Origin of the sequence: Sphingomonas sp. (genome assembly GCF_031380695.1) — a bacterium.
Lineage (GTDB): Bacteria > Pseudomonadota > Alphaproteobacteria > Sphingomonadales > Sphingomonadaceae > Sphingomicrobium.
Genome location: NZ_JANMWY010000130.1, coordinates 19,525 through 28,513, shown reverse-complemented (window position 1 = coordinate 28,513; position 8,989 = coordinate 19,525). Strand labels below are relative to the sequence as shown.

Genomic DNA, 8,989 nt, shown 5'->3' with positions numbered 1-8,989 from the left:
CGCTCAATGCGGCGCTGGCTACGGCCACTGCAAAACGGGTCGATGCGGAAGGGGCTTACCGCAACGCGCGGCTGACCGGGGCGTCGGCCGGCGTCGCCGATACGCAGACGCTGCGCCAGGCCAAGGCCGCGCTCGAGGCGGAATATCAGGACAAGCGCACCTTGATGAAGCCCGATCATCCCGACATGCTGAGCTTGCGATCGCGGATCGACGAGCTCAATCGGCAAATCGCCAGCGAAGGAGCCCAGATCGCCGGTGGCCGGGTCGGCGCCCTGCTCGCGGATTACCGCGCCGCCGCATCGGCCGAAGGCGCGCTGCGCAGCCGGGTTGCGCAGCTCAAGGGCGCGGTGCTCGACCTTCGCGGCCGCAGCATCCAGTATAATATCCTGCAGCGCGAAACCGACACCAACCGCAGCCTCTACGACGCGCTGCTCCAGCGCTACAAGGAAGTCGGAGTCGCTGCCGGGATCGGATCCTCACCGGTGTCGATCGTCGATGCGGCCAATGTACCGGGCTCGCCGTACCGGCCGAACTTGAGCTACGATGTCGCAATCGGGGTGCTGTTGGGCTTGCTCGCCGGAGTGGGCACGGCGCTTGCCCTCGACTTCCTGTACGACACGATCAAGACCCGCGAGGACGTCCGTGCGAAGCTCGGGCTGGCCTGCCTCGGGGCGATCCCGAAGCTGGGCAAGGGCGAGTTCTTCGAGAATCTGAAGGACGCGCGGTCGCTGGTCGGGGAGGCTTACGGCTCGGTAATCGCGTCGCTTCGATTCAGTACGGATGATGGCCTGCCGCGCCGCGTGATGGTCACCAGCACCCAGGCGCACGAAGGCAAGTCGTCGTCAGCGCTGGCGCTGGCGCAGAGCCTGTCGCGGCTCGGCAACCGCGTCCTGCTGATCGACGCCGATCTGCGCAAGCCGGTGTTTCGGAGCGCCAAGCAGCGGATCGGTTTGACGCATTTGCTCAGTGGCGAGCCAGCGGACCCGATGACCCATGTCCAGCCGACCCAGTTCGACCAGCTGTTCCTGCTCCCGGCCGGTCCCATTCCGCCCAACCCGGCTGACCTGCTGTCATCGGGCCGGTTGCACGCAATGCTTCACCAGCTGGAAAATGAGTTCGACATGCTGGTCATCGACGGGCCGCCGGTGCTGGGCCTGGCCGATGCCCTGCTGCTGTCGTCGATCGTCAATAACGTGCTGTTTGTGGTGGAAAGTGGCCAAACGCGGACCAAGGCGGCGCTGGAGGCGCTGGGCGTCATCCGCAGCACGGGGGCGCATGTGCTGGGCGCGATCCTGACCAAGGCGAGCGGCGACGTCGGCGGCTATGGCTATTACGGCTATCGCTATCGCAACTCGATCGAGCAGCAGACACAGCGCGAGATCAAGATGTTTCCGAGCAACGCCGAGATCGACGCCTGAGCGCGATCGCCGAAATGCGGACGTGGCGGCCGCTGTTCGTGTGGACGGCGGCCGTGGCGCTGGCGGTTCTGGTGCTGCGTGAAGCGACGGTTCGGTCGAACATAATCGCCAATCCCGAGCGGGCCGTCGCGGCGTGGCCGACTCACCCTGATGCGCTGTTCGCCGCCGGGATGCAGGCGATCGGAGCCGCAGCGCAGGCGGGTCGGCCAGTCGATCCTTCGCTGACCGAATCGTTGATCGAGGCCGCGAGGCGGGCACCGCTGAGTCCGGAGCCATTCCTGGTGCGCGGTGTGGCGTTGCAGGGAGCGGGCGACGAGGCGGGTGCCGGGGCTGCATTCATGGCCGCAGAACGGCGCGACCCGCGCTCGGTAGCGGCACATTTCTTCCTCGCCGATCATTTCGCGCGGAGCGGCAGGATGGGCCTTTCGCTGACCGAGCTGGGCCGGATGATCAGGCTGGTGCCGGGAAGTTCGGGGCAACTCGCGCCGCGAATCGCCGCTTCGCTCAAATCGCTGGGCGGGGTCGAGGCGGTGCGCCCGCTGGTCGCCGACAATCCGCAATTGCGCGACGATTTGCTGACCGCGCTGGCGACCGATGCCGGCAACGCGGACCTCATCGCACGCCTTGCGGTGCCGGGTCAGCGGGCAAGCTGGCGACCGGTGCTGGTCAACAGCCTGCTCGCCGCCGGCGATTATGGGCGGGCCTTTGCGCTGTGGGCCGGCGACAATGGGGTCGTCGGGCGACCGCTAATTGTCGACCCACGCTTCGCGCTCGATGCGAAACCGCCGTTCGGATGGGAAGTGTCGTCGGGGACGACGGGCGCAGTCGAACCTGCCGAAGGCGGCGGGCTTCATTTTATCTATTACCGCCGCCAGCCGATGGTCGCGGCGAGCCAGATCATGGTCTTGCAGCCCGGCCGCTATCTGCTGTCCTTCTCGGCAACGGCAGAGTCCGGGGAGCTGGCGCGGGGGCAGTGGCGGATTGCCTGCCTGCCGGGCGCGCGACTCATTGCCAGCGTCGGCTTGGACGCAGGGCGTCCCGCCACCCGTGTCCGCGCCGCGTTCGAAATCCCGGGGGGGTGCGCTGCGCAGCGCCTGCAACTGGTCGGGTCACCGGCGGATTCGCCGCAGACGCTTGATGCCATCGTTCGCGACCTTGCGGTGGAGCGGCGGTGATGGGCGCTCGGCGCAGCGTCGTTCCGGCCTATTTGTTCGCCTGTCTCCTCTTCGGCGGGAGCACGCAGATTGCGTGGGGCAACGCGATCCTTCAGCTTGGCGCGATCGCCATCATCGTGTGGGCGGCATTGTCCAGAACCCGCGCGAAGCTCCCGTCCGGCGCGAGGGCGTTGGCGTGGCTGGTGGCCGGAATGACCGGGCTAGTGGCACTTCAGTTCGTACCGCTCCCGGCGGCGGTGGGGGCAGCGATTCCCGGGCGGATGATGGTCCGCGATGGGCTGTTGGAGCTCGGCCTCGCGCCGGGTTGGCAGAGCCTGTCGCTGGCGCCCTATGACACGGTTTCGGCAGCGCTCGCCCTGCTTCCGCCGCTCGCGGTTCTCGCGGCTGTGGTCATGCTTCGGGCATACAGCCGGACGGGCATCACCGTTGCAGTCCTAGCGGGCGCGATGTCCGGCTTGGTGCTGGGCGGAGCACAGGTCGGCAGCCCGATGGCCAATGCAGAGCAATATTATCTGCAGCTCGAAGTGAATGCGGGGACGCCGAGCGGCTTTTTCGCCAATCCGAATCACATGGCGACCCTGCTGCTGGTGGCATTCCCATTCGCCGCAGCCTTGCTTGAATCCGGCTTGGCACGTGACGGTCGGCTGGCGGACCCCCGGCGAGTAGCCGCGGGCGGTGGCACCATGGCGGTGCTGATCGTTGGCCTGGTGCTCAACCGTTCGCTGGCGGGATGGGGGCTGTTGCTGCCGGTCGTGATGGCGAGCCTGGCGATAATCCTGCCGATGCGCTGGCGGCGAGGTGGGGCGATCGTTGCGGGCGTCGGGACGCTCGCGCTCGCCCTGATCCTGCTCAGCCCCGCGGTGCGCGCAAGGTTTAATGGCGATGCCGCGACGTCGGTTTCGACCCGGCAGGAATATTTCACGACGAGCCTTGCGGTGGCGCGCACCTATGCGCCGTTCGGATCGGGGATCGGCAGCTTCGCCCGCGTGTATCGAATGAAGGAAGACCCGCGCGGGGTCGACGCGACCATCTTCGTCAATCATGCGCACAATGATTATGTCGAGCTGCTGGTGGAGACGGGAGTGCCGGGCGCAGTGCTCGTGCTACTCTTCCTTCTGTGGTGGGGTCGCACCGCACTTGCCATGCTGCGCACACCATCGGCGGATGTCTACGCCCGCGCGGGGGCGGTCGCGTCGGCGGCGATCCTGCTTCATAGTGTCGTCGATTTTCCCCTTAGGACTAGCGCGATCAGTGCGTGCCTGGCGCTGTCGATCGGACTAATGATCGTCTCGTGCCGCCGGGCGAGAAGCGCCGGTGACCTGCGGCCGACACGGCATATCGAGATTCGCTAGGATCGGCGAAACTGCTCGGCGACCTTCCGGGCCACCTCGTGCGCCGGATAGGTCCAGCCTGAGCCGAGCCATAAATGGGTCAGGTGCATGCGGAGAGTGCCGAGGCGGCGCTCGGTCGGCTCATGGTGCGCTTGCTTGCCCACAAGTTCGGTCATCGCCGACGCGGCCAGCCAGCGGTTGACGGGATTACTTGCAAGGCCGAGCCGCGCGGCGGCTTCGGCGAAAACGCCGCCGAAGAGGGCCGCGCACAGTAGGATCGCCTGCGCGGGCGCGCGACCGGCACCGAGTGTTCGTGCGTGGGCGACGAGACAAGCCAGTTGCTGCGGATCGCAATCGCGCACGACTGCGGCAAGGTCGCACGCCCATTTAAGGCGGAACCAGTTACTCGATCCGCCGTGGACGGTGAGATAGGCGAATAGCTCGTCGCGGGCGAGGGTCGGCAGGATCATGCCGGGCGCGACCTCGACCGACTGTCGCTGGGAATGGACGGTGATCTTGGGAATGGTTCGGTGGTTGTCAGTCAAGCGGCTGTGCAGTTCGACGAAATGAACGCCGCAGCGCCACACCGACTCTTTGTTCGTTCGGTGCCAGCGAACGACCGCATCGGCGTCGGCGGGCGTTTGCGCGCGATAGCCGAGGCGATCCAGCACCGATGCCGCCCGACCGACGTCGGCGGGATCGACGAGCAGGTCGATGTCCCACCCCATCTTCACAAAGGGGTTGGGGTAAGCGAGGCGGGCGAGTGTGAGACCCTTGATGAATAGCAAGGGCACCGAGGCAGCAGCGAACGCCGTGGTCAGGCGGTTGCATTCCACCGCGCTTGCCAGACCGTCCCGGGCGATGCGCGTGCTGTCATCGGCGAGCGATGCCACGATCGTCGCCGGGACTAAGGTGCGACCCGACCTTAGTCCCTCCGCCGTCAGCCCTTCGACCCGGTGGCGACGGGCAAGCGCCAGGAACAGCGACCAGTCGACGTCGGCCATTGCCCACCCCAGCCGGGCCGGATCTGCGGCGGAAAAGGACTGTCGGCAGCACTCGACCAGCAGGTCGAAGGCTCGACGCATCGCGTCCCGATCCGGCGCATCGATCGACTGTCCATCGTCCATCGACGCCGTGTAGCGGCTGGTTGTGCGATTGTATTGCGCCGGGATCGCGGGCATTCGGTGGCGATGGCGTCGCTTCCCCCCCTCCGTCGCTTTTGCGCGCTCGATCGACGCAATCAGCTGTTGTTGGGTGAGGCGCTGGTGCTGCTGGCGCTGGCGTCGGCGGCCGCGTCGATCCTGCCGTTTCGACGCGCGATCCGACTTGGCGCCGGGGAGCGGGCCGAGGTAGGGGCGGACGACGCAACCGCGATCCGCCGGATCGCATGGGTCGTGGCGCGCGTGGCGGCGGTGGTACCGTGGCATGCGCGGTGCTTCCAGCAGGGGCTGGCGGTCCAGATCATGCTTCGGCGGCGCGGGGTCGACGCGGTCCTTCGTTATGGCGTGGGCAAGGGACCGGACTTGGCGTTGGCAGCGCATGTCTGGGTAACGGTGGGAACGATGATCGTCATCGGCGGCGATGCCGTTGCGCCCTATCGCGAGGTCGCCAGCTGGCCGGGGACACCGGCCGTCGGTCGATGACCATGGTCCACCACCACGAGCTATTCGGACTGTCTCTCCGCAGCCAACTGCCTTTGCCCGAGCTCGGCGAATCGGTATCGGGCGGAGCGGCCGATGTCAGGATCAGCATCGATCCAGAGCTTGATGTCGTGGACGGCGGGCAGGCTATCGCGGTCGAGGGGATTGCCACCTATGCTGTGATCGGTGGGCGGCACATCATCGTTCGACCCGAGCCGGGGGCGGCGACACAGAATGTGCGGCTTTATTTGCTGGGTTCGGCGATGGGCATGTTGCTCCACCAGCGCGGAGTGCTGCCGCTTCACGCCAATGCGATCGATGTCGGCGGGCGGGTGGTGGCCTTTGCCGGGCCGTCGGGGTCGGGCAAATCGACGCTGGCGCTGTGGTTCGCCGACCACGGGCATCGCGTAATCGCCGACGATGTCTGCGCGATCCGCATCGATGATGCGGGACGGCCGATGGTCTCGCCCGGTATTCCTCGACTGCGACTGTGGCGAGAGGCGATAGAAGCGAGCGGTCGATCGGTGGCGGGCTTCGAGCGATCCTATGCCGGCGACGAAAGCTTCGACAAGTATGACATGCCGGGGGATCGGCTGGTGGGGAGATCGCGGGATCGGTCGCTTGCGGCGCTCTATATCCTGGAGCGCGGGCAGCGATTTGCGATCGAACCGCTTGGCGGTGTGGATGCGGCAGAGGCGGTCTTCGCGAATACTTATCGCGGGCATTATGTGGCGCGGGCCAAAAATGCGGGTGCGCATCTGCGAGCGTCGATGGCCTTGATCGGCACCACGCCACTGTTCAGGGTCACGCGGTGCTGGGGGTTCGAACGGTTGCACGAAGAGGCCGAGGCGATCGCGCGCCACGCTGCTGACATTGCCGCCCGCTCCCTGGCGGCAGCGTGAGCGCGGCTTCTTCGGCGGTCGATCCGCTGAGCCCATTGTGCCTGTCCTGCGGGATGTGCTGCGACGGGACGCTTCATCTTCGCGCGGCCCTGGATGCGGATGAGCGGGACAGGTATGCGGGAAGCGGTTTCGAATATGTCGAGCTCGAAAATCGGCTTTATTTCGATCAGCCCTGCCGCCAACTGTGCGGTACTGCCTGCTCGATCTATGCCGCGCGGCCGAAAGTCTGCCGACGCTATCGGTGCGAAATAGTGCGAGACGTGGAAACGGGCGACATGTCGATCGGGGATGCGATCGGCCATGTCGAAACCGCCCGCGCGCTGTGCGCCACGGCGGAAACGACCATGCCGGGCGTGGGCATGAGTAGGACGCGCGGGCTGGCGCGTGCGGAATGCGCGAATCAATTGGATCATGGTGATGGAGGCGAGCGAGCGGCGGCGGCAGCGCGGCTGCTGCCGATGATCGCCCTCGACGAATACCTCGCGCGCTGGTTTCGCGTCAAAAAGGATCAGGCCCCAGCCAGTGAGGAGAGAGCCTGAATGAACATGCCGGTCGACAGGGCGATGAGCAGGCGGGTGCGATAAATCGACTGAGTACCGGGGTCGGCGGCGCCTGCGGTCGGCCATGAGTCGAGTGCGCGCTTCATCTTGTGAATATCGAGCAGGGCGTTTGCCGACCGGCTGGTCGCAATCTCCTCGATCAACCCGCCGGCCTCGGCCCGGTCGAACCGCAAGTGCCAGTCGGCCCCTTGATAGCCTCGCAAAGGCGCGTCCAACACTTCGCTCGGCACGCGGTCGGCGAGCGCGCGACGCGCCATGGGACGAGAAAGGCCATTGCGCAAAAATTGCTCGGGGGGGAGGCGAAGGCTAAACTCGATCAGTCGCCGGTCCGAGGTCGGATCGCGCTCGTCGATCCCGTGCTCGGCCAGCGCACCCTTTCGGAACACGCCCGAATCGTTCCGGTATATTTCTCGGCGGCGGGCTTCGTAGGGCAGGGACTTGCCGCGTTCGCGCTCTTGGTCGACGCCGCAGTTGAGCCAGTCGGGACGGACAAACGCCTGTTCGGCGAGGCTTGCGGCTTGCAGATAATGTCGATCCAGTGCGGTCCTTGCTGCCACCGGGATGGAGCGTTCGAACGAAGCGTAGAGGATGCCGCGCCAGCGCACATCCATCGCCTGTGCGGCGCTTCCCGCTTCGTGCAGCCAGCGTCGCCACCGACGTAATCGGACCCATTCCGCGAGAATCGGCAAGCCGCCTGCGTTGAGCGTGAGATTGCCCAGCTGGCCGGTCAGCATGGTCGAGACACCGAGCGTGCTGGCGCGGGCGTTGGCCTCGCTCCACCACTCCATGTTGACGATATTCCGATCGGGTTCCTGGTAGAGCAGGCTGTGCCGGCGAAGGTGCGTGAATAGGCCGCCGGTCGGTCGCACGATCTCGTGGCGCATGCGGTGGCGGGCCGCCGTCAGCGCCGCAAGGGACGATTCATCGGCCATCCGACCGCGCGGGACGGGGCCATTGAACCCTTCGCGCGGCGCTGCGGTGAAGGCGATCAGTGGGACGGACGGTTGGCCGAGGGCCGCCGTCGCTGCCACCGCGCTGCTGTCGTAGCCAGAACTGAGGTGCGCGCCGAGTAATCCCGCGGACCGGCGGCGTTGGGCGCGAACGGCGAGATCGAGATGCTCGCGATAGCCTTCGACCGCGTCATCGTCGGTCAGGGCGAGCCAGTCGACCGGCGGCTGCCAATGGTGGTCGCGCGTGATCCGATCAGCGTACAGGTAGACCTTCTCGCCAGGACAAACCCGTTCGATCCCTTCGAAATGGGTTTCCGGTCCGAAACCCGACCGGCCGATGAGCATCGCGGCCAGCGCCTCCATCCGAAAACCGCGACGAAAGTGGGGGCAGGCGAGGAGGCCACTCGGCATCGAGGCAAAACCGATTGCGTTGTCGGCGCGGGCAAAGAAGAGCGGGCGTTGCCCGGTCGGATCTCGCGCGAGCGTCAGGCGGCGTTCGCGGCGGTCGAATACCGCGATGGCATAGTCGCCGACGAGCCGGTCCAGCGCCCCTTCCTGCCACCGCATCCAGGCGTGAAGCAGCAGGTCGGCGTCGCACAGCGAGTGAATAGTCGGTGCTTCTAGTCCCAGCGTATCAGTAAGCTCGTCGCGATTGTCGAGGCGGAGGTCCGCGACGAGCAGGAAACGAGCGGCGCCAAGCAATGGCTGGCGATCGAAACGGTCTTCAGGCAGTCGGAAGTTGGCCAGTCGGCCCATGGCCATGGTGCCATCTACGGCGCGAATGTCGTGCGCGCCCTGGCCATAGGATTGCTGGTCCTGAAGCATTGCGCCGACCAGGTGTTGATCGTTCAGAAAGTGGTCGGACCAATAGCCCGCGACGACCGTCATTGCCGCGAAGGGCTAAGGCGGCAATGGGAGAAGGCTTTAGGACTTGGTGGTATTGACGTTAGCGTCGTCGCCGACCTTGTTCCCGGCCTCTGCCGAGCCGGCGACGATCGACCGCACTTCGGGCT

8 protein-coding genes are annotated in these 8,989 nt (G+C 66.3%); 6 read left to right on the top strand and 2 right to left on the bottom strand.

The window, feature by feature from the left end:
• From RMN84_RS04775 to RMN84_RS04765, 3 genes are all read left to right on the top strand, one after another.
• Window positions 1-1,418: polysaccharide biosynthesis tyrosine autokinase (locus RMN84_RS04775; protein ID WP_309611055.1), on the top strand; the 1,418-nt coding region annotated here is incomplete at its 5' end.
• A 14-nt stretch (window positions 1,419-1,432) separates the two neighbouring features.
• Complete coding sequence (locus tag RMN84_RS04770; RefSeq protein WP_309611054.1) at window positions 1,433-2,593, top strand: hypothetical protein; 1,161 nt, start codon at window positions 1,433-1,435, stop codon at window positions 2,591-2,593.
• Complete coding sequence (locus RMN84_RS04765; RefSeq protein ID WP_309611058.1) at window positions 2,593-3,945, top strand: O-antigen ligase family protein; 1,353 nt, start codon at window positions 2,593-2,595, stop codon at window positions 3,943-3,945. Before RMN84_RS04770 ends, RMN84_RS04765 begins: the two co-directional genes overlap by 1 nt.
• On the opposite strand, the gene RMN84_RS04760 is transcribed toward RMN84_RS04765, so the two are convergent.
• Window positions 3,942-5,105 carry a nucleotidyltransferase family protein gene (locus RMN84_RS04760; RefSeq protein ID WP_309611053.1) on the bottom strand — a complete coding sequence of 388 codons (1,164 nt, stop codon included), beginning with the start codon at window positions 5,103-5,105 and terminating at the stop codon, window positions 3,942-3,944. The genes RMN84_RS04765 and RMN84_RS04760 overlap by 4 nt on opposite strands.
• A gap of 9 nt (window positions 5,106-5,114) precedes the next feature.
• Between RMN84_RS04760 and RMN84_RS04755 the strand changes: the two genes are divergently transcribed.
• Genes RMN84_RS04755 through RMN84_RS04745 form a run of 3 tightly spaced genes read left to right on the top strand, consistent with a single transcriptional unit; the run spans window position 5,115 to window position 7,005 of the window.
• Window positions 5,115-5,567, top strand: coding sequence for a lasso peptide biosynthesis B2 protein (locus RMN84_RS04755; protein WP_309611052.1), 453 nt, complete (start codon window positions 5,115-5,117; stop codon window positions 5,565-5,567).
• Window positions 5,564-6,466 carry a hypothetical protein gene (locus tag RMN84_RS04750; protein ID WP_309611051.1) on the top strand — a complete coding sequence of 301 codons (903 nt, stop codon included), beginning with the start codon at window positions 5,564-5,566 and terminating at the stop codon, window positions 6,464-6,466. Before RMN84_RS04755 ends, RMN84_RS04750 begins: the two co-directional genes overlap by 4 nt.
• On the top strand, window positions 6,463-7,005 hold the full coding sequence (locus RMN84_RS04745; RefSeq protein WP_309611050.1) for a YkgJ family cysteine cluster protein: 543 nt from the start codon (window positions 6,463-6,465) through the stop codon (window positions 7,003-7,005). The genes RMN84_RS04750 and RMN84_RS04745 overlap by 4 nt, the downstream gene beginning before the upstream one ends.
• Here RMN84_RS04745 and RMN84_RS04740 read toward each other — a convergent pair.
• Window positions 6,975-8,864, bottom strand: coding sequence for an asparagine synthase-related protein (locus RMN84_RS04740; protein ID WP_309611049.1), 1,890 nt, complete (start codon window positions 8,862-8,864; stop codon window positions 6,975-6,977). The two genes, RMN84_RS04745 and RMN84_RS04740, sit on opposite strands and share 31 nt — an antisense overlap.
• Window positions 8,865-8,989: the final 125 nt, after the last annotated feature.